The organism is Varibaculum vaginae, assembly GCF_900604285.1.
Lineage (GTDB): Bacteria > Actinomycetota > Actinomycetes > Actinomycetales > Actinomycetaceae > Varibaculum > Varibaculum vaginae.
Genome location: NZ_UWNY01000002.1, coordinates 18,029 through 41,716, shown reverse-complemented (window position 1 = coordinate 41,716; position 23,688 = coordinate 18,029). Strand labels below are relative to the sequence as shown.

The following is a 23,688-nucleotide window of genomic DNA, read 5'->3' as shown; positions in this document are numbered from 1 at the left end:
AACTAATATTAGCTACCTCGTTTCCCGCTGATAGAATGAAGTCAGCTCGAGAAAACTTGAGATGATCCGTGTGTAGGAATTAACCAACACCCGTGCCCCGCACCTGCGGGGATACCCTACACCGTCCCATAGACCGCCAAATCTAGTTGCACCGGCAATCTCAAAAAGCAAAATCGGGACTAAAGAATTTGCAGACCCACATCGCGGCGATAGGAAATAGTTTTCCCAAACCCGGTTCGGTACTCCCCTCCTTGTAGCGGAACAACTAATTGCCCCCGCAGCATAAAGTCTTTTTCCCAATTCACCCCCAGGTCACGAGTTTCCTTTTCTAGCTCGTGGATGAATTCATCGATGACCTCTTCAAGCCCCCGGCCTTTCACTCGCAGCCGGGCTGAAGGAATAGACACCAGAGACCGTACAAGCCGCTCCCGCAGCGCGCCGCTCGGCAATTCTTGCAAATCAATTTCTCGGAATTCTGGATGATGATCAGAAGGAATCGCTGCGATACCCTCTCCCTGTTGTTCGACCAACAGCACTTCCACTCCCGAATCACCGTCACGAACCCCAACGATTCCTAGTTCATCGGGATCCCCATCAGGATTATTGCCACCTAGCCAGCCAATCAAAGAGGCGGTATCGCTGTTAGCCGGTGGCACCAACAGCCCCATAGCCGCACCCTCGGTTTTAGAACGCGCCTTGTCCTCTTTACGTTTCTTAGTCCGCCGCAAAGTTACCCCCCAACAATCGGGGGTAGCAACGGTTTCCTCATAAACAGCAGCCACCGCTGTCCCGATATCCGTGGGAATCTGCCAAGCATCTTCCTCGATATCCTTGTCTAGAACATAAGCCGCAGTCCGCAACAACACATCCTCGTCATAAACAAAAGTTGAACCTCGATCAACTCGCGGCTCCGGGTTATCTTTTCTAGGGATCCCCATTAGGATGCAGCGCGGGTCTGCAACTGCAGGAGGGCGAGCATCTCTTTCGTGACGATGCACCCGACCCATGCGCTGAAACAGCAAATCAATCGGCGCTAAATCACTGTAAAGCACATCGAAGTCAATATCCAGGCTCTGCTCGACCACCTGGGTCCCCACCACGATTGCCCGCTTAGGGCGGCGAGATTTTCCGGGTTTTCCAAAGGTACGTACCAGCCACTCATCGTTGTCTTGGCGATCTTGCTGGGTAAAACGCGAATGCACCAAACGGACGTCATCCCCAAATACACCCCGTAAAGTTTCATAGGTACGCTGCGCATTAGCGACCGTATTGCGAACCACCAGTGCACACCCCCCATTTTGGAGTCGCTTTTCAAGATCCGCGAGCAGCCCCGTATCGTCCTCCCAATGCTCAACTTCAATCTTTTTAGTAGCTAGTACGGATAGAGGGCGAACTTTAGCCCCCTGCGCATCCGAGTAAGAAAGTGCCGGATAGATGGTTTTTTGCGGAATAGACTCAGATTCCGATTCCCGAGCTGGTGCTAAAACCCCACCCCTTTTCGACTGTGGTTTGCGCATCGCTGCAAATACCGAAGTATCAAACGGTGTCGAACCTTTGTTCTCCTGAGCAGGCCGTTCCAGCTCTTGCCCTTTTTTATAGGCTGCATATAGTTCTTCACGAGCCCTGCGGGTGAGAGTAGCCGACAAAGCAATTACCGGCACTCCAAATGCCCCTAACCACTGCACCGTTCTCTTCAGAAATTGGCTGGTGTAGACGTCATAGCTATGCACTTCGTCAATAATGACAACTTTGTCGCTAATGCCGAGATGCCGCAAACTCACATGCTTGGTTTGGAGCGCAGAGAACAGTAAATGATCCACGGTACAAACCACTACGGAGGCTAGCAGCGCGGCCTTCTTGTTAAACCAGCGATGAACTACTGCCGGCTGCCTGCTGTGGGATGATTCTTCGTCAATCCCCATGGAAGAACTCTCTCCCGGGGAAACCGCATTCCCCGCACTAGCAATTCTTCCGTATTGGATTTTCTTGTACGCACTGTTCAAGGCAGCGTTTCCATGCTGCAGTTTCAGGCTAAAACCGGTCTTTGCCGAGGTCTGCGCCCATTCAACCACTCGAGTAAACATGGCATCGGTAGTGGCTTTCGTGGGTAGAGCCACCAACACCCCGGAAGTTCCCGCCCGTTTCGCCAAAATGGTGGCCGCCATTAACGCCGCCTCGGTCTTACCTGCCCCCATCACCTCCTCGATTATCATCATGCCCGGTAGCGTCATTTTCTCTGCGGCTTTTACCGCCGCTACCTGCGCGGGGCGCGCATGAGCATCGGCGCCTAAAGCGAACAGGGTTCGTAACAGCTGATCGGGATCTTGAGACAGTATTTCTGGCTTCCAAGAGGGCGGCAAATGTAGATTCTCCCAAGCAGCTTTAGTGCGCTCGCGATGCTGATCAGGAGATAGCAACCTTTTTGGATATAGATCATCCCAATCAACCAGCGGGAAAAGGTCTTGATTCGAGGCGATCCAGTCTGCCATCACGGTAATCCCTGCCACCAGGCTTTGCCAGGTAGTTGGGAAAACTAACCCTTTACATTGGCGAATAATCTCTTGGCTATCAGTCCAGTCCATCCACCAATTGAGGAGTTCCCGGCGAATCTGCCTCCAGGTGCTATCACCGCTAACCGCCAAAGGAAGGCTGGGACCTGCCATAACAGTATGTTGGCGTAAAGACACCGGGCGGCCATGATGAGCACCAATAATCGACCCCAACTGTTTAGCAGTCACAGAAACATATTTCTTTTCTGGATCACCATGATTCCAGCGTGCCTCTAGCCATTTTTCAAACGCTATTTCCCCTATCCATGAGTGTGGGCTAACTCCGCGCCATTCATCTGCCCGCTTGCACCTGGTTAGCGAATGTTTCAAAACTCGTTCATAAAGTTCGGTGTTCTGGGTAAGGAACATGGGCGAGCATTTTCCAATATCATGCGCGCCCACAATCAGCTTGAGTAAGCTTAAGGCTTTTTGCCTAGGCTCTTCAATCCCCTTTATCTGCAGTAAAGGATCCGCCAATAATTGCCGCTGCCGCTGCGATAAGTAGTTATCCCATATCAGTTCAGCGACTTCGCCTGAATCTGCCATGTGGACAGCAAGCGGTAACCACTGTTTATTTACGTCCTCAGGTGGAGCTGCATTCCAGAAATTAGTTTTCGCCCAAATAGATAGCGCCGCATTTGAGAGAGAAAAGTCCGATACCACCCTTTTAGTAAACCTCATCAGGGACAGTAAAAGGAGTAGTTTTGGGGTAAGTTTCTATGCTGGCAACGATCGCGAAGAAACCCGGAATCACTTAACCCGAGTCACCCCATTTTCGATCCTATTACAGCGACAAACCCACGAGGTGGCCGACCGCGCCAGTAACAATCATAGCGAAGGCGCCCCCGGTGATTACCCTCATTACTGCACGTCCCCGGGGGGCTTCTGAAAGCCAAGCCGAGGTATAACCGGCCAAACCTAGCGCCACCAGAGTTAACAGGAAGGTGGCGACAAACTTCGAGGCAGGCGGGAACAGCAGAATGGCAATCATCGGTAAAACTGCGCCTAGAACAAAGGAAATCGCAGAAGAAAATGCGGCATTCCAGGGACTAACAAATTCTTCAGAATCAATCGAATAACGCGCCTGTACCTGCGCCGCCACTGGGTCGATCGCAGAATATTCCCTAGCTACTAGACGGGCGGTTGGCTTCGACAGCCCCTTAGCTTCGTAAACCTTAACCAGTCCCTCAAATTCCCCAAGGGGATCACGATTTAGCCGTATCCGTTCTTTATAAACCAGGGCTTTCTCCGTATCTTTCTGGGTCGATACCGAAACATATTCTCCCGCCGCCATAGAAATAGCGCCGGCCACCACTGCCGCCATCCCCGCGGTAAAGATCGCAATATTATTTAACGGATCCGCGGCGGCCACCCCGACTACTACCCCGGCGGTAGAAACAATGCCGTCATTAGCTCCCAGCACCCCGGCACGTAGCCAGTTCAGCTTCGAGGCAGTCTTAACGCTTTGATCCTCATGTGCATCGCGTTCTTGCACCTTTGCAGAAGTACCTAATATTCTTTCCCCCACCAAACTCATTTGGCACCTCCATTTACCAGCGCGTTTAAGGCGTTAGACGACTTTTCTGACTTCACGGTCAGAATAGCAAGATAAAAATTTTTGCGAGTCAGGAAGCCGGATAAAGCGGCGAGCAGTAGGCAAGATGAAGCGATAAAACCACAACCGCTAAGGCAAGGAGAGCCAAAGCAAAAAATCTAATACCCTCGCCCCACCTCCTTGAAAAATGAACGAAGAAAAAGTGTGGAGGCGCAATCCCCTACATCAATGCGTTTAATCCCTGGGATATTCCGTAAGTGGATTCTCTACTGTCATTAATGAAGCAAAGTAGGGCTAACCTCAGTTAAATTTTGTGTCATCTTATTTGAAAAACTCCTAGTTAACCGGGACAAATACCACCGCCTGCCCCTGAAAATCACAGGATTAAGATAACACCTAACTTGCGTAATAAACCCTTGCAAAAAATCTCGAAAGGGCAGAAAACGAATTAGCGATTTGTATACCGCAAAGTTTTTCTTCCCGATTGAAAATCAGAGAAGCGAACACCCTTATTCAGATTCGTGAACGATTACCGGCTTGGAGCCATCATGGATGAAGTAGACGGTGTACCAAACTAGGAAAGTGTAAACTGTCCAAATCTTTCGGCGTTCATCGACCCTACCTGCAAAGTTATCATCTACTAGTTGTAACAATAGTTCCCGGTTGAAAAACTTTGCTGCCGTGTCACTGGCGAAAAGCTCCCGCACTTCACGGTAGTATTTCTCATCTCGCAACCAATCTTTGACCGGAACCGGGAATCCCAATTTTTCCCGGTCATACCATTCCCTCGGGATATGTTGGGCAGCCGCTTGCCGGAACGCATATTTAGTATTCTGGTCGGTAATTAACCATTTAGTTGGAACCTGCTCAGCAACTTTCATGAGCTCCCGATCCAACAGCGGAACCCGCAACTCTAGAGAATGAGCCATGGTCATCTTATCTGCTTTCAACAAGATATCCCCTGGCATCCACTGATGCATATCAAGGTACTGTTTCTTTTTTAGTTCCGAAAGATTTTTTCCTTTTAATCGCCCGTATGTTTCTCCCACAATCGAACGTACGCTAGGACCACGGCGATACTCTGGCCGTAAGAAACGATCAGATTCAGATTCCTTGAAAACTAGGGATTGCCCAATAAAGCTTTCCTCAGCGGGAGCCAGATTAGAGTAAAGGTGCCAGGCTCCGTGAAAAGTTTTATTCTTAGCGAAGTTTGCAATCCCATAACGAATTTTCGCCGGTAGGTAGGAACAGAAACGCGTAAAGACTTTAATCACTTTAGAGCTAGTATGTACCCCGTAGTCAATGTAACCCGCAAATAGTTCGTCTGCGCCCTCGCCGCTAAGCACCGCCTTCAAATCTTTCGCTGCTAGTTGCGCCAAGAAGAAGAGTGGAACACAAGAAAAATTAGAATCTGGTTCATCTAAGTGCCACTGAATCAACGGGAAGTTTCGGAACGCTACCTGAGGGTTAATCACCGCAGTAGTGTTTTGTAGATCTAGCACTTTCGCTAGTTCATGCGCTTGCTGCGACTCGTTGTACTTTCCACTATCGAAACCTATGGAATAGGTGTGGTCTGGGCGAGCCACCGCAGCCACATAGCTCGAGTCCACCCCACTAGACAGGAAAGAACCCACTTCCACGTCTGCAATCATATGGGCATCCACAGACTCACGGACGGTCCTGTCGATAGACTCGACCAATTCTGATAACTCCTGTTTACTCTCACGAAAATCGGGATCATAATAACGTTCAATCTGCATTTTCCCGTTTCTCAAAGTAAAGCAATGCCCCTCTTTAAGCTTGAACACCCCCTTAAAGAAAGTTTCGTTAATCGCCGGATATTGGAAAGTTAGATACGGTCTTAACGCGTCCGGGTTAAGTTCTTTTACGAACTGCGGGTGCGGCAACATCGCTTTAATTTCGGAAGCGTAAAAAAAGGTACCGTTCATTTGGGCATAGTAGAAAGGCTTGATCCCAAAGTGGTCTCTTGCCCCAAAGAGTTCCTGCTTCTGTTTATCCCAAATAACAAACGCGAACATCCCCCGTAGATGCTGCAGCAGACCCTTACCCCATTCTTCGTAACCGTGAAGAATAACCTCGGTATCACTCTTACTCTTGAACTGGTGCCCAGCAGCGATAAGCTGTTCACGAAGCGGCTGATAGTTGTAGATTTCACCGTTATAGGTAATTACGAGATTTCCATCCTCGTTTTCTATCGGCTGTGACCCCATTTTATGGTCAATAATGCTCAGGCGCCGAAACCCCATCGCGATATGATCATCAATCATCTCCCCGTACTCATCAGGGCCGCGATGAATGATAACGTCAGTCATCTGTTTTAAGATAACCTTTTTATCTTCACCGGAAGCGTCATTGACAAAGCCAACGATTCCGCACATCTAGGGTTCCTCCCGCTGGATTAGCTGAGCAAGTCTAAAGATACTCTAAGGCTATCCGACTAGTAGGCAGGAGAAAAACCTCCCCCTCCAGATTTTCTCTTTTAGCCCGTCCCCTCCCTCTCTTCCCTCATGAACCCTTGCTGCCCACCATTTTCACTTTGCTTAAAGAGGGATAGATTTATCCTCCGGCAACGCTAAGGCTAAAATAGAAACATCCCTAGCAGCTAGACAGTAATCGGCAACCGGGCTCGTTCAGCAGTACATACAGTCGAGATATAGAAAGTTTCACTCAATGAAGCAGTTCCAACCAGTTATTTTGGGCAGTGACATTAACGCTTACGGCATGGCACGGGCATTTCACGAGGCATACGGAAAAAAATCTATCGCATTCGCACACTTTCAGCTCTCCCCCACAAAATACTCCAAGATTATTGATGTTCGGATTGTTCAAAATTTTGGCCAGCTCGAAACTTTCAAACAAACGCTGCTCCAATTCGCGAAAATTTGGTATGCGGAACACCCTCAGGTGAAACTATTGCTGATTTCTTGCGGCGATGCTTACGCTAATCTTCTCAGCGAATGCGGCGATGAACTCAAAGAACACTTTTCTTATCACACGCTGCCCCTAGACCTTAACCGGCGCCTCAGTCTGAAGAGCAGCTTCTATCAACTCTGTGAAGAATACGGGTTGCCCTATCCCGCCACCAAGGTTCTCAACGCCACACAAGTGAAAGCGGGAGAATATCAGCAGCTCCCCTTTGATTTTCCGATAGCAATGAAGCCAGCAAACTCTACTGAATGGCTAGACATTGATTTTCCTGGTCGTAAAAAAGCATTCATCATTGACACCCCCCAGGAACTCGACACCTTAATTACCCGTTCCTACGACGCGGGATACACCGGGGAAATGATTTTGCAAGATTTTATTCCCGGAGATGATTCCCGGATGCGGGTTCTAAATGCCTATGTGGATCGTAATCATCAGGTTCGAATGATGTTTCTAGGGCACCCGCTCTTAGAAGACCCCACCCCAGAGGCAGTAGGAAACTATGCCGCAATTATTCCCGACTACAACCAAGAAATTTGTCAACAGATAAAAGCCTTCTTAGAAGATATAAAATACGTAGGTTTCGCTAATTTCGATATGAAATATGACGAACGTGATGGAAAATTAAAACTGTTTGAAATTAATCTTCGCCAGGGACGCTCCAGTTATTTCGTTACTTTAAATGGCTTCAATCTAGGACGCTATTTTGTTGAAGATTTAATCGAACAAACCGATTTTAATGGTGAGACTATAATTGGACGCGGAAACAAATTATGGATGGAGATTCCTCGCCGGATTTTCCAGGATTACGTTGCTGAGGGCGCAGAAAAACAGCGGGGAATGGAAATGATTGCTCGCGGCGATTGGGGAACAACCCTGGAGTACCACAAAGATAGGAATCTGCTACGTTGGGCAATGATTAGACATATGTTCTCAATCTACAGTAAGCGCTACGCCCAGCATTTTCGCAATAAATCTTAATAGCCAAAACCGTTTACACTACATTTAAATAATCATGCTTTTATTAGCTATATAGTTTAAAGAGCTCAGTTAGTTAGTAGGGGTGCCAAATGAAACGTCCATTCTTTGCTGTCTTGGGAGGCATGGGTACCCTCGCTACTGAAAGCTTCATTCGTCTGGTCAACAAGGCTACTAAAGCGCAAAGCGACCAAGATTTTTTGGATTACGTGGTTTTCAATGACGCCTCGGTTCCTGACCGTACCGCTTTTATAAACGAGCAGTCTAAGGAAAACCCCTTCCCGGTGATTGCTGACGACATAGTGAAAGCAACTGCGATGGGCGCTAGCTTCATCGTTCTCACCTGCAATACTGCCCATTACTTTTTCGATGACTTCCAGGCTTTAACCCCGGTACCAATTTTGCATATGCCGCGCCTAGCCATAGCCGAACTCACTGCCCGACACCCGAAACAAACCTGCTCTCATATAGGTTTCTTGGGCACAGAAGGATCTCTCCAGGCTGGTGTTTACCGCCGAGCAATTACTGCCGCCGGCTACCACTACATCGAACCTGACGCCGCCTTACAGTCTCGGGTAACCTCCCTGATATACGAGGACGTAAAAGGAGGGAGAGGGCTTGATCTGCAGCGCTACCAGTCCGTACTGACCGAGATGTTGCATCCAGACAGAGAAAACAGTTGCGATGCTTTAATCCTGGGTTGCACCGAGCTGAGCGTACTAAACGAAACCTTCCCACTGCCTGAAATTCCACTTATTGATGCTCAGGAAGTTTTGGTAAAAGAAACCGTTAAAAGGGCGCAGCAACTGCGTGTCTCAGTAGCATAGCGTCTCAGTAACATAATCGCCCTCCCGGTAACGTTGAAAATTCCCACTTTCCGGGAACTTACGCATACAGGGAGGGCGAAGGTAGCTACCAAGGATGGATATCACCGCATTCGCAGCCGGAATGCGAGGGGCACTCCCCTCAAAATCACCGGGAATATCCGCCCTTGGGATAAGAGCATTGCCGTTTTAAGGCAACACCTTATCTACTCGTAACCTTGAGCGACACTTCCGCATCAGGTTCATGAGTGATGCGATTACGCAGGTCACGGCGTACAATTTCGATTGCCCATAGCCAAACGACGTGTCCTAGAGCCTCCGAGAAATGCTCAGCTAAAGGCTGATCCCAGGGAGCCGGAACCGTTCCCATAGCAGGCATCACGATTAAGTGCGCTAACACCCAGATTAATAAGCCGAAGGCTGCCCCCTGCCACAATTTGATCTTCGGGAAATACTCCGCAATCACGCAGTAGATGATTGCAAAGACAATCGCAAACGAGAAATGGATGATAAACGAATAAATCGGAAGCTCATTACCGTTGAAGATCACGGAAGTATGCGACGCATCATGACTCATCCCCAACTGTTGTAACAGTTCCTGAGGAGGATTGGTCTCATTACGTTCTGGAGTACGCGGAGGGAAAGGAACTTCCCAACCAAACTTCACAATCGCGCTAAAGATACCCCCAATTAGGCCCACTAACACGGCAATTCCCAGACGACGCCGCGACGGATCAGTTTTTTCTAAAAAATTCATATGTCCCTCTAATACAGTTTCTAAACAAATCGGCAGCCACTATTGGCTGCCCTCTAAAAAATAAGCCTGCAGTTTTTAAGGTTGCAATCTAGCGGGACAATGAGACATTTTCCCCCGCATACGACGCTTAGAGAGAGAGCTCTCACAGGTAGCCCTATTCAAGAAAATTGTCGCTACTGGTTAGTAGAGCAAATCGTAACTCGCCTATTTTCGCGCATCAGCAATACAAACAATCCGAAGGTATCGATACTGGACATATCTGCAATAGGTTTTTTCACTAAAGATGCAAAGACAGCCCGGTTATGAACCCGGTTACGGCTTGTTAATAGGCAACCCTAGCATTGGCGATAAATGATCATTACCCCGCGACAGCCTGGCATAACAGCTAACTTTTACCTAAGTTTTCCAATATTTTCAGCTATCAGTGTTACTTTAATTTAGGTTCGTTGTCTTTATCCCGAATTTAAGCTTTTCTATCTCGTTCCAGCACCTTAACAGCATCTTGATTTTCAATCGCCCGGAGCTGGTCGTATTCTTTTTATGTATTTTACCAAGGAGATTTCCCAGTAATGACAGCTGAATCGAAAACGACAGTAAAAGAACTCACTATTCGCGGAGTGATTATCGGGGGCATTATTACCCTGATTTTCACCGCTGCGAATGTTTATTTGGGTCTAAAAGTGGGGCTGACTTTTGCCACCTCAATTCCAGCAGCAGTTATTTCTATGGCGATCCTGCGATATTTCAAGGATCACACTGTTCAAGAAAATAACATCGTCCAAACTATCGCTTCCGCGGCCGGCACCTTATCGGCAATCATTTTCGTACTGCCGGGTCTGATCATGGTGGGTTGGTGGAGCGGATTCCCTTATTGGACGACCGCTGCGCTGTGTGCTCTGGGTGGTATCTTGGGGGTCACCTACTCTATCCCCTTACGCCGCGCCCTCGTAACCGGTTCCGACCTTGCTTTCCCCGAGGGGGTAGCAGCCGCGGAAGTCTTAAAAGTTGGGGATACTAGCGAAGGTGCCGCTGATAATCGGCGGGGTCTGCAAGTGATTATTTGGGGAGCAGTTTCCTCAGCCTTCTTTTCCTTACTCACCAACCTGAAAATCGCGCTTTCCAGTGTAAGCACTGTTTTCAAGGTCGGAGCTGGGGGAACCATGGTAGGCACTAGCCTTTCCCTAGCATTAATCGGCATCGGTCACCTCGTCGGCCTGGGGGTCGGTATTGCCATGATCTGCGGCATGGTAATCAGCTATGGGATGTTACTGCCCTACTTTTCTTCCGGTCAGCTTAGCAGCGGAGATTTTACCGAGGGTGTGCAAGGCATCTTTGCCTCCGACGTACGTTTCGTAGGCGCCGGCGCTATCGCCATTGCCGCTATCTGGACTTTCTTGAAAATAATTGGTCCGATTATCCGGGGAATGCGCGAATCACTGGTTGCATCGCGTCAACGCAAAGAGGGGGTGGAAGTGCCAGCTCAAGAACGCGACCTTTCCCTGACTTGGGTAGTTGGCATTACCTTGGCGCTGATGCTCCCCATCGGAGTGTTGCTCTGGTTGTTCCTAAAAGACACCCCTTTGGAGCACCATACCGGTGGCCTGATTTTCTTATCTATCCTGTTCATTCTGGCTCTGGGACTGGCCGTTGCCAGTGTATGTGGATATATGGCGGGCCTAATCGGCTCCTCCAACAGTCCCGTTTCCGGGGTCGGTATCTTGGTGGCAATATTGACTGCCCTGGTAATTAAGGCGGCGGTTCCCACTGGGAGCGACCCGAAAACTTTGGTTGCTTATACTTTGTTTACTGCGGCTATTGTCTTCGGGATAGCCACTATTTCTAACGACAATCTTCAAGACCTGAAAACCGGGCAATTGGTTAATTCGACCCCCTGGAAACAGCAGGTAGCCCTAATTATCGGAGTGATTTTTGGTTCCCTGATCATTCCCCCTGTATTGCAGCTAATGAATAACGCCTTTGGATTCCAAGGGGCCCCCGGCGCCGATAAAAATGCACTGGCTGCACCACAAGCCTCCCTGATTTCAGAACTTACTAAAGGGGTATTCGGAGGCGATATTGATTGGAGCCGCCTAGGGCTCGGGGCGTTGATCGGGGTAGTTATCATTCTGATTGATGAAATTTTAAAGCACACCACTTCCCGCTATGCACTCCCCCCGATTGCAGTGGGAATGGGGATGTACCTTCCCATCACCCTCACGATTCTGATTCCGATTGGCGCTACCTGCGGAGTCCTCTATAACCGTTGGGCAAAAACTCGGAAGAATCCTGAGGCCGCCTCACGGATGGGAACTTTGCTCGCCACTGGTTTAATTGTTGGAGAAAGCCTGTGGGGCGTGGTTTATGCCGCGATTGTAGGTACTACCGGCAGCGAAGAGCCCCTGGCTATCGTGCCTGATTCTTGGTCGGGGGTATCCTCCCTAGTTGGACTGGTTATCTTCGTTGCCTTAGCCGCCGCGGGTTACCGCCGCGCCAAGCAGCAGGCCGAGGCCTAAGACTCTGATAAACCGCGGTGGCGTGGGCGCATAGATCTTCGTGTGCTGCCCACGCTGGGAATGGCGAGGAAAGCGCGGGGAATCGGTTTTATCCGAGTGGGCGCGGCGGGTCTAAGAATTTGGAAAACGTCGCAACGTTTTCCAAATTCTTAGACGGGAGGAAAAACCGATTTTCTGCGCCTCACCAGCCCCAGATGTTCTTATTGATCTGTGTATTGAGGGCACGCAGGCAGCTATAGCCAACGGCCAGGGAACTGCACTACGCTGGCTTGCGGCTCCACCAATTTCACCAGGTCACGATGTTCGATTCCCGCATCCAGGTAAGAATCCCGGGAAGATATGAGCCGGTAGCCTAGTTTTTGATAAAAGCCAATTACCGGAGCCTGCGCCGCGACTTGCAACAACACCACTCCGCCGCCCGCCGATCGTGCCCAGCAGCTAAGCGCCAAACGTTCGGCACCCCGCAACAGTTCCTTGCCGTTTCCACAGCCGCGAGCAGCAGGAAGCACACAAAAATGCCCTAATTTTCCGATAAGCACATCCCGCGGAATTTGGGGAAACATTTCGGCAAGATCAGCAGGAATCCCAATTTTGGGAGGAGATATCCTTCCTACTGCGATAGTACCGGATGCGTCCTCACCTAGCAGGTGGATGGTTCCCTTAGCAAAGTCGGTATCGTCTATTTCCCGATCCAGAGAAATCCCTTGTTCCAGGTGAAAAACCGCGCGGCGGGTCGCGAAAATATCAAGAATATCATCCGCGCTTTCGGCTTGGCGTATCTGCATAGCGGTGCTCATATCATTAAGGATATTTATTTTTCCCCTCAAAGGGCGACTTCCGATGAAATAACGTTCATCCCTGGCGATAACTAACACCCATCATGGAACGCGGGTAATGCCACTTGAGAACTCCCGGAGGGGCCACTGCCAGGCAGGTGCCACATTCTAAGCAGGCCGCATATTCGATATCAACCGAACCATCTTCGCGCGCAATATATACATGAGCGGGGCAAACGCGTTCCAAAAGTTTTCCGGCACCAGTGGATTTAGCTAGTTCTTGATCGATAAATATATGAGATTCTTCTTCGTCTACCTCGTAAATATTGGCAGTAAGTCTGCCAGAAACACTTTCGGGAAGATAATCAGTCATTTAAATCGACCTCACTGCTTGTAAACCGAGTTTGATTAGCTGACGCATACTCAGCGGGGATTTTTTTAACGCCGCTCGTGCCACCGGTAATAGACGTTTTCGCGGAGTAGTGTCCAGGTTATAGATTCCCTGTAGGGTATCCGCCGCGAGCTGGCCTACCTGACCATATAGCTCCTGATTATGTAGGAACTGTGGGGCACGCGCGAAAGTATCCATATCTTGTCCCACAAAGGTTTCCTGATAGTTTTCCAGATATCTATTTAACGAGGAGGCACTATAGTTTTCGGCTTTGAGAGCAGTATCTATGGCACTGGCGGCGGCTTGGGCAGATCCGGCCGCCAAGTCCATTCCCCGAATCGTAAACCCAGTATTGAGCGTAAACCCAGCCGCGTCCCCTATTAAGACCAACCCGTCATACACCAGCCCGTGCTGCATAGTTTTTCCGCCCTCGGCTACTAGGTGACAGCCATATTCGATCAGTTTTCCTCCGCGAAGGAACGGCTCGATGAAGGGATGCTGCAAGAAATGATCGTGCAGTTCAGATGAGGATAACTGTTTTTTCTTGAGATCATCTAACATCGCCACAATCCCAACAGAAACCGAGTCGCGGTTGGTATAAAGAAAACCGCCGCCAGCTACCCCCTGGGTGCAGTCCCCCACCATTTGATAGGCCGCGCCCTCACCTGCTTGCAGGTTGAAACGTTCTTTAACCGTTTCTTCCCCTAACTGGATAACAGATTTCACCCCCACCCCCAGGTGAGCGAGGGGTTCTTGCGGGCGAATCCCAGCGTATTGCGCCAGGAAGGAATTCACCCCGTCTGCAGCCACGATTACTTTGCCGTACACAGTGTCCTCGCCTGCGCGCACCCCGCAGAACTTTCCGTCCTCGCGCACCAGTTCATCAACTTTCATACCCGGCATAATGGTGGCTCCGGCCTCCTCAGCCTGCTCAGCCAGCCAGGGATCAAGTTTGGCGCGTAAAACACTCACGGCATTCACCGGTTCAGCAAGACGCTGATCCCAATACTCCAGATTCACCGCAGATTTTGAGTTCAGGAATGACATAATATTCTTGGTGATTTTTCGTTCAACCGGAGCTTTTTCAATAAATTCCGGGAAAATCTGGTTCATGATCTGGCAGTAAAATACCCCGCCCGAAAGGTTCTTAGCCCCTACTTCCGAACCGCGCTCAATCAATAAGACCTGGTGATCAGCTTTTGCTAATAGGTAAGCACATACCGTTCCGGCGATACCGCCACCTACGATAATGACATCGAAATCGTATTCCACGCTCATGTTCTATCTAGCTGCCTCCACTGGGCGGATTACCTGGTTCAGAACCTCTACCTTATCGCAGTTGCCAGCTTTCAATAATGATGAGAGCGCGATACCCGCTAGACTTTCCTCAGAGGTAAGGAGGACGATGAGCGGGCAGCAGGCAGCAAGCGGGCGGATTAAGCCGGCTAAGCGGCGCGAAAAACTACACGAAAAAACTAGGTTCCCCGCCCTCCCTAAAGAAAAATCTCTAAATACTGCGCCTAGTCAGATCCAGTTCCCTAAGGAATTACCGGTCAGCGCAAAGCGGAAAGAAATCGCCGAAGCCATCGCCAGCAACCAGGTGGTAGTGGTTTCCGGGGAAACTGGCTCCGGGAAAACTACGCAGCTGCCAAAAATCTGTTTAGAGCTAGGCAGAGGACGCGACGCTCTAATCGGGCATACGCAGCCGCGGCGGATTGCTGCCCGCTCGGTTGCCTCCCGGATTGCCAGTGAGTTGGGGGAAGAGCTAGGAAAAACCATCGGTTTCCAGGTGCGTTTCACTGACGTAGTTTCCGCAAAAACCATGGTGAAGTTAATGACGGATGGGATTTTATTGGCGGAAATCCGCACCGATCCCTTGCTGAAACGCTATGACACCATCATCGTGGATGAAGCCCATGAACGCTCCCTCAATATTGATTTTATTTTGGGGTATTTGGCGCGTCTGCTGCCCCGCCGCCCGGATCTGAAAGTCATTATTACCTCGGCAACTATTGATTCACAGCGTTTTGCCGAGCATTTTTCCCGCCCTGGTTCCCCGGTCCCGATTATCGAAGTTTCGGGGCGCACCTACCCGGTGGAAGTGCGCTACCGTCCTTTGGACGGCTCTGATAACGGGGACGAGGACGCCAACGATGATTCGCAAATCTTCAGAGAAAACCGTAAGACTTCTCTTAACCAGCAGAAAGAAGCAGCCACCCGCGGCGAATTGAAAGACCAGACCGAGGGAATCTGCCAAGCAGTTGATGAACTCTTTGCGTTCGGCCCCGGCGATATTTTAGTATTTTTGCCAGGTGAACGAGATATTCGGGACACCGAAGCCGCCCTCGCCGCGCATCTAGGTTCCCGGTACGTGCGCGCCGGGGAGCGCTCAACCGCGCCAGGCGCAGTAGAAATCCTACCGCTGTTTGCCCGACTATCCCCGGCCGAACAGCAACGCGTCTTCGCCCCCCACCCTTATCCGCGGATAGTGCTGGCCACCAATGTGGCGGAAACTTCGCTGACCGTACCGGGCATAAAATACGTGATCGATCCCGGTCTGGCGCGGATTTCTCGCTATTCGCAACGCACTAAAGTACAGCGCCTGCCGATTGAGGAAGTTTCCCAAGCGAGCGCCCGCCAACGAGCTGGACGTTGCGGGCGGATTAGCGACGGGATTTGTATCCGGCTGTATTCGGAAGAAAATTTCCTGGCACGTCCCCGTTTTACTGAACCCGAAATTTTACGAACCTCCTTGGCGGCAGTAATTTTGGCGATGGCCTCGTTAAATCTGGGAAAAGTCGCCGATTTTCCTTTCATCGACGCCCCGGATCCCAGGCAAGTACGTGACGGGGAACAGCTACTTTACGAACTGGGGGCTCTTTCGGAGCGAAGCGAAAATTCCGAAGGTTACCGCCTCAGCAAACTGGGCAAACGCCTTGCGAAGCTTCCAATCGATCCGCGGCTGGCCCGCATGCTGCTGGAAGCAGACCGGCGCGGGTGCATATCAGAGGTACTAGTAATAGTTTCGGCACTGTCAATGCAAGATGTGCGTCTGCGTCCTCTAGAGCAGCAAGAAGCTGCGGATCAGGCTCACGCGCGTTTCTTAGACCCCAGTTCTGACTTTCTGACTTACTTGAATCTTTGGCGCTACCTACGCACCCAATCCCGCGACCTGTCAGGAAGCGCTTTCCGGAAAATGTGTCAGCGCGAATTCCTACATTACCTGCGTACTCGGGAATGGCAAGACCTTACTAATCAGCTGCGGCAACTATTGAAAGAACTGGGAATTAGCGCGCACCCTTTGGCGGAGCCCTCCCGTTCGGCCTACCAAACAGATCCGGAGTCTCGCGATCTGATTGCGGCCTGCCAAAGTCTAACTTCCAAATACTCGGATACGGATGCTATCGCCCGTTCCCTGCTGGTAGGGATGCTTTCTGGGATTGGCAACTGGGATCAGCGTGCCAAACAGTACCTGGCACCACGTGGTGCCCGTTTCACAATCTGGCCAGGTTCGGGGCTCTCTAACCGTAATTTTGATTGGGTAATGGCTGCCGAACTGGTAGAAACTTCGCGGCTTTTTGCGCGCAACGTTTCCCGAGTTAACCCCGATTGGATTATTCACGCCGGAAAACACCTGGTAAAACGCTCTTATGGGGAGCCTTATTGGTCAAGGCGAAAAGGCACGGCGCTAGTGCCGGAACGGGTCACCCTTTACGGTCTCACTATAGCCGCTGACGTGCCGGTTCCCCTGTCCCGACTAGGTAATAAAGAGATGCCGACGCTATCGCCTGCGGCAAATAGACTGGATTTGCCCGGCGAGCAAAGCCCGCAAACCGCCCGAGAGTGGTCACGCACCCTCTTTATCACTAATGCACTGGTCAGAGGGGATGCCCCCTTGAACTATCCTTTCTTGAAGCGCAATGAAAAAATGCTGGAGCGCGCGCGGGAAGTCGAACAACGTACCCGTCAGGCGGGCATTGTTGCCGGCGAGGACGCCTTAGCGGCTTTCTTTGCTGCCCGGCTAGGTAAAGAGGTAACCAATCCGGGAACTTTCGCTGCCTGGTTCAAACGTCAAGATGATCCCCATATTTTGGATTATCCCGAAGACGTGGTGCTCACCCCCGCAGCCACCAAAAAAACGCCTCGCAACTATTCCAGCGGAGAAGCCGCAGATCATTCGATTGGGAACAGAACCGATTTAGCAGACAAACTTACCCGGCTTTCCCATGCGGGGTTCCCTGAGCGCTGGATAGGGGCAGATTTTAGTTTGCCCCTGCGGTATAAATTCGCTCCCGGCAAGGAAGAAGATGGGATTACCTGCCAGATTAGCTTGGAACAGTTACCCTACCTTGATCCTCAGGAATTTCAATGGACGGTACCGGGGCTGTGGCCGCAGCTGTTCACCGCGCTGATTCGGGCGCTCCCCAAAACGGTACGCCGCCAATTGGTGCCCGCCCCGCAAGTAGCGTCCGAAGTGAATGCGTGGATTCAACAGCAACTAGCTAATCCCACGGCTGGTACTACTGAGCCGGCCAAAAACCTTGAACCTACCCCGGTGCAGCTTAAGCAAGAGGAAGCGCTGCAGGCTTCTTTGGGACGCCTAGCGGCTTGGGCAGGAATTGATAGCGGTAATACAAAGTCCTTTACCAACGAAACTAAGTCAGAAGTTCAAGGAACGGCGGACAACGCTAAAAGTGAACCCGCAGTGGCAACTGCGGCTGCCCTAGGAGGCGGGAAAAACCACACTGCGGGTACTTTTGAAAGTAATTTCCACCGCGAGCAAACGGAAACTTCTAAGAAAAAGAAACTAACCGCCCCTTCTCTCCCGCTAGCTCAGCTTTTTATCGCGGCTCTCGATCAACTACGCGCCGTAGAAGTAACCACGCAAGATTTTTTCCAGGCGGTCACGTCCTTGCCTGCCCACTTGCGGATTCGTTTTGCCCTTCGCGTTGGGAAAGAACAAATTTATTCTCGTGACCTCGAAAAACTGCAGAACCGGTACGGCAAGAAAGGACGCACTGCCCGCAGACAGGTAATCCGGGAAGCGCTCTCGCAGGTGAGCAAAGTCGAAAATAAAAAGAAAACCCCATCCCAGCCCCAAGCAGGGCGGGGCAGTGCCACGAATAATAGAGTTCACGGGCATAGTTTCCCGGAAACAGACTTTTCTCCGTCCTGGCCACAAATACGCGGGAAAGAGAAAGAGATAGTTGTACCCACTGAGATAATCACTAGTGCTGGCGGGGTGCCGGGTAAGGCCTTTCCGGGGTTGCTGCCACAGCGCCTGCCGCGGCCTTTCGGATTATCGCTACTGTCTGGCTCACAAAAAAACCGTTATGAAAATCCGCCTGCCGCCCGACCTGGCAGCGAAAATAACAAACGACAGGATTCCACATCCCTGCTTTTCTCAGTGCGAGTGGCACGTTTTGAAACCTTACAACAAGCTCAGCGCGCCCACCGCTTTGGGGTTACCTACCTGCTTTGTTCCCAGCTTTGCCTGCCGCCTGCCCGAATCTCTACTCGCTGGCCAGCGCCTTTAGCACTAAACCTGGCGGCACTTCCCTACGAAAAAGCGGATTTACTTTCAGAGTTACAGCTGATCGCCACCTGGCGCTGCCTAGAAAAAGCAAAAGTCGAAACCTGGACGGTTCGTGATTCTTCGGCTTTGCAACAGCTCACTGTAGATTTCCGCGACCGTTTCGAGGACGAGGTTTACGCCCTCGCTCGCGAAATTGGAGAGGTTGGAGCCAGCTACCGGGAAGTGTCAGCCGCGCTCTCTGGGCATTTCCCGCTCAGCGCTTTAAACGAAGTTACCCAGGTGCGCTCTCAGTTATCGCAGCTGATCTACCCGGGGTTCCTCTGGGATTTATGTGAGGGAGCGGAAGATTTAGGACGCTACCTACGAGCGATCACTTCCCGCTTGCAAAAAGCAAGCCAGGGGCAGAGCAAGGGCAGACACCAGGAAGAACAAGCTTTAGCAATTTGGGAGGACGCACGCGAAAAGCTGGCAGACCGGGAAAGCCTAAACCCAGATCCTACGGCAGTAGCTTCCCTTATTCACGGGCGCTGGCTAGTGGAAGAGCTAAGGGTTTCACTGTTTGCCCAACCCTTGGGTACGCGGGAGCGGGTTTCGCTTCAGCGCCTAAGCAAGCTACTGAAAGAAATTTAACTCTAGGCTGTCTCCACTAAAACAATAGTAAAATCGCGGCGACTAACAGGGTAATGAGAGTACCGATCCCCAGACCAATCGCGATCCCTCCTAAGATTTCTTTAGCTGGGCTCCGGCGGAGAGCTGACGGGCCCTGATAGAAAGAAGGATTTGATAAATTCTCGGCAAGATCTGGGCTGTTTCCCCAAGCGCCTATAGTTTGTTCACTTGGGGATATTTTCTGCTCCCTGGGCGAAGAAAAACCCTCGGGACTTCCAGTTGTCACCCCGATAGTCTCCTCGGTATTAACCATAATCGCCGGGGGTAAGCTCACCGGATGCCAGGTAGGAAAACCCGGTTCTACCTGCCCCTGAACGGTTTGCCCGGAGCGAGTTTCCGCTTCATCATGGGCAGGGATAATTGGTTTAGCCGATGCCAAGGAGGTCTGGGCATCCGGCGGGGATATTCGTACTACCTCCTCTAAAGGTTGCGGTGGTGGGGGTTCCGTTAGAACTTCCAGAGCTTCTAGGTTGCGAACCTGCTCAACTACTGATTTTAAGAGGGCATAGGTCTGGGCAGCATCGGGGCGCACAGAAGTTTCTTTGGCCAGCATTTTGGTAATTACATTCCATAGGGAACTGGAAATCCCGGTAAGCATACCGGGCATATCGTAGAACTGCTGGTTTAACACTTCTCCCACTGTCCCTCTAAAGGGGGTGATTCCGCAGAGCAACTCATAAAGAATCACACCCAGGGAATAAATATCGGTTTTCGAACTCACCCCCTTGCCTTCAATCATCTCGGGAGCCATATAGTAGGGAGTTCCAGAACGCTTGGTAGTCTGAATTTCGTAGCGGGGATCAATCCATCGAGCCAGACCGAAATCTGCGATTTTAGGAACCAAATAGTTACCTTGCCGTTTCAACAAAATATTAGAAGGCTTCAAATCCCGATGTACGATCCCGGCCTGATGGATCGGAGATAGGCCCGCAGCAATTCCCATGCAATAGTAGACGGCATCTAAAGGAAGCAACGTACCCCGTTTTTTAAGCAACTCCCCCAAATCTCCACTATCGGTATATTCCATAATGATTGCCATATATTCCGGGGTTTGCACCAGATCGTAAACTTCCACGATATTTTGATGGCGAATTGCGGTAACCAGATCTTTCTCCATCCGAAAACGCTGCACAATCCCGGGTTTAATTGCTAGCTTCGAGCGTAAAATCTTGGCAGCGTAAACATTTCCTCCAGGATCCGCTACCTGCCATACTTCTCCCATAGTGCCCGAACCTAAGGCTTTGAGCAGGCGGTAACCGGCAAGATAAAACGGAGTTTGCGGTGGAACGGTTACTCCCTGGTTAGCTACCGGAACTTGCGAAAATCTAGAGTCTTCACCGTTGCCTAATTGTCTCGGAAATCGGTCGGGATACTCGGGATACTGAGGCACCACTTATCTCCTCAACCTAGCTAACGGGAAAGCAGTTAGCGCGGCAAATACGCCGTAGAATCCCCCTAAAATCAGCAAGTTAGCTGCCCACCGACCTTTAGCCGGTTTCCATCGCTGATGCTTTTCCGGAATAGTTATGGGCTCTGGTTTTTTTAAGCTTTCAGCCTGAGGAGGCTCCTGCCCCAAAGCCTGTGCCTGTTGCTGGGCGTCCTGGTTACGTTGGTCAATCTTCGCTTTATTTTCCGCATAAGTTTTATCCTGTTTTTTCTGCGCATCCAGAGCTGATTGCCGGCGCACCCGATCCAAATCGACTGATGCAGCACCGGCCGAATAAGCCCACTGCGAGGAAACCGTAGAAGATAACACGTGTCCCGCGCTGGAATCCGCAAAATCAATTACTCCCCCACACATCACCAACTGCACCATCAGCAGCACGATCATCACTGGAGTGGTCTGTTCTGCGCTACGTACCAAAGCAGAAAAAAACAACCCTAAAGACGATGCCGCCAAAGTTGCCAGCAAACAGGCAAGGAATAGCTCCCAGCGGAAAGGTAGGACAACCCCGTCTTTAGGAATCCGGTTCAGGAGCGTTATTACCACCGTAAGGATTCCCGCCTGCACCAATGCCGATAGCCCCAGGCTAATGATTTTTGATAGCAGATAGGCACCTAAACGCAACCCCACCGCGGATTCTCGGAGAAAAATAGCGCGTTCACGCACCAGTTCCCTAATTGCGGGAACTAGCCCCATCAGTACCGCCCCAAAGATAACGATCACCAAAAGCATTCCCGGAGATTTAATCCCCTCGGTATCGGTACTCCCAACAAATCCGGCTTTACCAGGAATAACTAAGGACAAAACCGCCATAACTAGCGGAAGCGCCACCGTAAAAATTACTACCAGAGGATCGGACATCATCAGCCGCATTTGCCGGGAAAATAAGGTACAACTTTGCCTAAACAGAGAATGCTTCTTCGCTTGTATCAATTGCTTTTGAACCGAAATGGCTCTACTACCTACACTAACCCCAGCCAATGTAAGCGAACGCCTAATACCCTGAAGACTCACTCGCCCCGAGGAAGCGAACATGGCTTGCATATGGTCAGGAGCCCGCGAAAGTAAATCATAGATCTCCGGAAAATCTTTCACCCCCATGGGGGCAAAATATCCCTTAAGCTCCGCTGGCGGACCAAAATATGCTACTTTCCCCCCGGGAGCTAGCAATAGCACATTGTCCGCCATATGCAGATTGGCAGTCGAATGAGTAATCACTACCACCGTGCGCCCCGGTTGCCCGTTTTGGCCGTGCGCCAGTTTAGCTAACAGCGCCATGACTTCCCGATCCAGATTAGGATCTAGCCCCGAAGTTGGCTCATCCAGGAACAACAAATCAGGCTCGTCTAAAAGTTCCATAGCGGTAGATACCCGTTTACGCTGCCCTCCCGACATCCGTTTTACTTTCGTATCGGCATGGGCTCGGAGGTCGAGCTGATTAATGACTCTCTGTACCGCCTCTTTGCGTACTGCGGCAGGAGCATCATCCGGGAAACGAAGTTTGGCCGCATAATCTAAAACTTTTCTCCCGGTCAAATCCAAATGCAACAAATCATCTTGTGGAACTGCTGAAATCCGATCAGAAAGCGCAGAGGCATATTGGCTCATCTCCAAGCCTTCGAAATAGGTGGCGCCTTTTTGCGGTTTCAGCTTACCCATCATGCAGTTAAGCAGCGTAGATTTGCCAGCTCCGGACGGACCGATTACTGCCAACAAGGAATCCTTAGGAACCGCAAAAGATACCTGATCTAAAATAGGTTTTTTCGCCCCGGCGCCCTTTTGCCGTTCCGCCCCACTAGTACCTACCAAGAAAGACATATTATCAACGATTAACGCATCATGTTTTTGCCCTTCAGTAGCTATCATCCCCATTCTGACCAGTTTATTTCCCTCTAAGCGTAGAGAAATTCTTCCTACCGTTAGCACATCTCCAGACTCAATTTGACCGGAGCGTACTCGCAGACCGTTGATAAAAACACCGTTGGTAGAACCAAGATCGGTAACCGTTAACCTGCCATAGTTAATAGCCAGCATCGCGTGCCGGGAAGAAACCATCGGATCCGGTAATACAACTTCGTTTTCAAGATCACGTCCGATATGGAAAATTTGTCCAGGGGCAGGAATTGGAATCTGGTTACCTGCCCCCACGATTTCGCGGTTATCCGTTTTACCCAAATTAGCGGGAAGCCTGTCTGGGGCAGGACGGGGAGGTTTTTTACCGACACCTAAAGTAGTCCATCCAGTAGGAACCAACATGTCGGAACGAGAGAGTGTCCTAGGAGAAGCAGTGCTGACCCCGCCTTGGGGAATTTTCACCGGCTGTGAAGCAGGAATTTTTTCAACCCCTTTGGCAGCTACCACTCGGGGAGGTAGCGCAGAGGCCAGCGGTAAAGCTGGATTTCTGACCCCAGTTTCCTTAAGCTCCTGGTTGACGACTTTCTCTTGATAGGTAATAGTCGGGGCGGAAGGTTGGGATCCTATACGAACCTGCCCTACTCCCTCCATCGCATAAGCCCTACCAGGTTGTAACCGCTGTCCGTTGACATAGAGCCCATTAGTTGAGTTTAGGTCTGTCAGCGTAAAACGCCCATTCTGGTAAGAAATCTGGGCATGACGACGCGATACAACCGGATCTTTCACAAATAGATCTGCAGATCTATCCCGACCTATTATTGCACCCTGACCGCGAGAAAGAATCAGCTCTTTCCCACCGCAATGCACCAATAGTTGCTTCCCCATACGCCTTCTTT

Annotated in this window: 13 protein-coding genes; 4 read left to right on the top strand and 9 right to left on the bottom strand. The window is 50.6% G+C overall.

Features of this window, described 5'->3' with window-relative positions; all coding sequences use genetic code 11:
* Nucleotides 1-179: 179 nt before the first annotated feature.
* The 3 genes from cas3 to asnB all read right to left on the bottom strand — a co-directional run bounded on the left by cas3 (nt 180) and on the right by asnB (nt 6,503).
* Complete coding sequence (cas3, locus tag EFB02_RS06050) at nt 180-3,230, bottom strand: CRISPR-associated helicase Cas3' (RefSeq protein ID WP_122820704.1); 3,051 nt, start codon at nt 3,228-3,230, stop codon at nt 180-182.
* A gap of 103 nt (nt 3,231-3,333) precedes the next feature.
* Nucleotides 3,334-4,086 (bottom strand): VIT1/CCC1 transporter family protein, encoded by a 753-nt coding sequence (locus EFB02_RS06045; RefSeq protein ID WP_122820703.1) that lies wholly within the window; start codon nt 4,084-4,086, stop codon nt 3,334-3,336.
* A gap of 527 nt (nt 4,087-4,613) precedes the next feature.
* Nucleotides 4,614-6,503: an asparagine synthase (glutamine-hydrolyzing) gene (gene asnB / locus EFB02_RS06040; protein WP_122820702.1), complete on the bottom strand. Its 1,890-nt coding sequence runs from the start codon at nt 6,501-6,503 to the stop codon at nt 4,614-4,616.
* 292 nt (nt 6,504-6,795) lie between these two features.
* Here asnB and EFB02_RS06035 point away from each other — a divergent pair, with 292 nt between their 5' ends.
* Nucleotides 6,796-8,031 carry a carboxylate--amine ligase gene (locus tag EFB02_RS06035; protein ID WP_122820701.1) on the top strand — a complete coding sequence of 412 codons (1,236 nt, stop codon included), beginning with the start codon at nt 6,796-6,798 and terminating at the stop codon, nt 8,029-8,031.
* 89 nt (nt 8,032-8,120) lie between these two features.
* Nucleotides 8,121-8,855 carry an aspartate/glutamate racemase family protein gene (locus EFB02_RS06030; protein WP_122820700.1) on the top strand — a complete coding sequence of 245 codons (735 nt, stop codon included), beginning with the start codon at nt 8,121-8,123 and terminating at the stop codon, nt 8,853-8,855.
* Nucleotides 8,856-9,054: 199 nt separating this feature from the next.
* Here EFB02_RS06030 and EFB02_RS06025 read toward each other — a convergent pair whose 3' ends face one another.
* On the bottom strand, nt 9,055-9,609 hold the full coding sequence (locus EFB02_RS06025) for a YagU family protein (protein WP_122820699.1): 555 nt from the start codon (nt 9,607-9,609) through the stop codon (nt 9,055-9,057).
* A gap of 569 nt (nt 9,610-10,178) precedes the next feature.
* Between EFB02_RS06025 and EFB02_RS06020 the strand changes: the two genes are divergently transcribed.
* The gene (locus EFB02_RS06020; protein ID WP_122820698.1) at nt 10,179-12,122 is read left to right on the top strand and encodes an OPT family oligopeptide transporter; all 1,944 of its coding nucleotides are present in this window, start codon (nt 10,179-10,181) and stop codon (nt 12,120-12,122) included.
* 233 nt (nt 12,123-12,355) lie between these two features.
* Here EFB02_RS06020 and EFB02_RS06015 read toward each other — a convergent pair whose 3' ends face one another.
* Genes EFB02_RS06015 through EFB02_RS06005 form a run of 3 tightly spaced genes read right to left on the bottom strand, consistent with a single transcriptional unit; the run spans nt 12,356 to nt 14,567 of the window.
* Entirely contained in the window at nt 12,356-12,919 is a 564-nt protein-coding gene (locus EFB02_RS06015; RefSeq protein WP_122820697.1) for a GNAT family N-acetyltransferase, read from the bottom strand.
* A gap of 55 nt (nt 12,920-12,974) precedes the next feature.
* On the bottom strand, nt 12,975-13,271 hold the full coding sequence (locus tag EFB02_RS06010) for a ferredoxin family protein (protein ID WP_122820696.1): 297 nt from the start codon (nt 13,269-13,271) through the stop codon (nt 12,975-12,977).
* The gene (locus EFB02_RS06005; protein ID WP_122820695.1) at nt 13,272-14,567 is read right to left on the bottom strand and encodes an FAD-dependent oxidoreductase; all 1,296 of its coding nucleotides are present in this window, start codon (nt 14,565-14,567) and stop codon (nt 13,272-13,274) included. It abuts the gene before it with no gap.
* On the opposite strand from EFB02_RS06005, the gene hrpA reads away from it, so the two are divergent.
* Nucleotides 14,539-19,455: an ATP-dependent RNA helicase HrpA gene (gene hrpA / locus EFB02_RS06000; protein WP_234992761.1), complete on the top strand. Its 4,917-nt coding sequence runs from the start codon at nt 14,539-14,541 to the stop codon at nt 19,453-19,455. The genes EFB02_RS06005 and hrpA overlap by 29 nt on opposite strands.
* Before the next feature lie 16 nt (nt 19,456-19,471).
* Here the strand turns inward: hrpA and EFB02_RS05995 are convergent, their stop codons facing one another.
* Entirely contained in the window at nt 19,472-20,887 is a 1,416-nt protein-coding gene (locus EFB02_RS05995; protein ID WP_122820693.1) for a serine/threonine-protein kinase, read from the bottom strand.
* Nucleotides 20,888-23,677, bottom strand: a complete 2,790-nt coding sequence (locus EFB02_RS05990) for an FHA domain-containing protein (protein ID WP_122820692.1) — start codon at nt 23,675-23,677, stop codon at nt 20,888-20,890.
* Nucleotides 23,678-23,688: the final 11 nt, after the last annotated feature.

Excerpts from the sequence above, each read along its gene's own strand:
- EFB02_RS06045 (WP_122820703.1), bottom strand. The coding sequence starts at position 4,086 with ATGAGTTTGGTGGGGGAAAGAATATTAGGTACTTCTGCAAAGGTGCAA.
- EFB02_RS05990 (WP_122820692.1), bottom strand. The coding sequence starts at position 23,677 with ATGGGGAAGCAACTATTGGTGCATTGCGGTGGGAAAGAGCTGATTCTT.
- EFB02_RS06010 (WP_122820696.1), bottom strand. The coding sequence starts at position 13,271 with ATGACTGATTATCTTCCCGAAAGTGTTTCTGGCAGACTTACTGCCAAT.
- EFB02_RS06025 (WP_122820699.1), bottom strand. The coding sequence starts at position 9,609 with ATGAATTTTTTAGAAAAAACTGATCCGTCGCGGCGTCGTCTGGGAATT.
- EFB02_RS06015 (WP_122820697.1), bottom strand. The coding sequence starts at position 12,919 with ATGAGCACCGCTATGCAGATACGCCAAGCCGAAAGCGCGGATGATATT.
- EFB02_RS06020 (WP_122820698.1), top strand. The coding sequence starts at position 10,179 with ATGACAGCTGAATCGAAAACGACAGTAAAAGAACTCACTATTCGCGGA.
- EFB02_RS06030 (WP_122820700.1), top strand. The coding sequence starts at position 8,121 with ATGAAACGTCCATTCTTTGCTGTCTTGGGAGGCATGGGTACCCTCGCT.
- cas3 (WP_122820704.1), bottom strand. The coding sequence starts at position 3,230 with ATGAGGTTTACTAAAAGGGTGGTATCGGACTTTTCTCTCTCAAATGCG.
- asnB (WP_122820702.1), bottom strand. The coding sequence starts at position 6,503 with ATGTGCGGAATCGTTGGCTTTGTCAATGACGCTTCCGGTGAAGATAAA.
- EFB02_RS06005 (WP_122820695.1), bottom strand. The coding sequence starts at position 14,567 with ATGAGCGTGGAATACGATTTCGATGTCATTATCGTAGGTGGCGGTATC.
- EFB02_RS06035 (WP_122820701.1), top strand. The coding sequence starts at position 6,796 with ATGAAGCAGTTCCAACCAGTTATTTTGGGCAGTGACATTAACGCTTAC.
- hrpA (WP_234992761.1), top strand. The coding sequence starts at position 14,539 with ATGACATCGAAATCGTATTCCACGCTCATGTTCTATCTAGCTGCCTCC.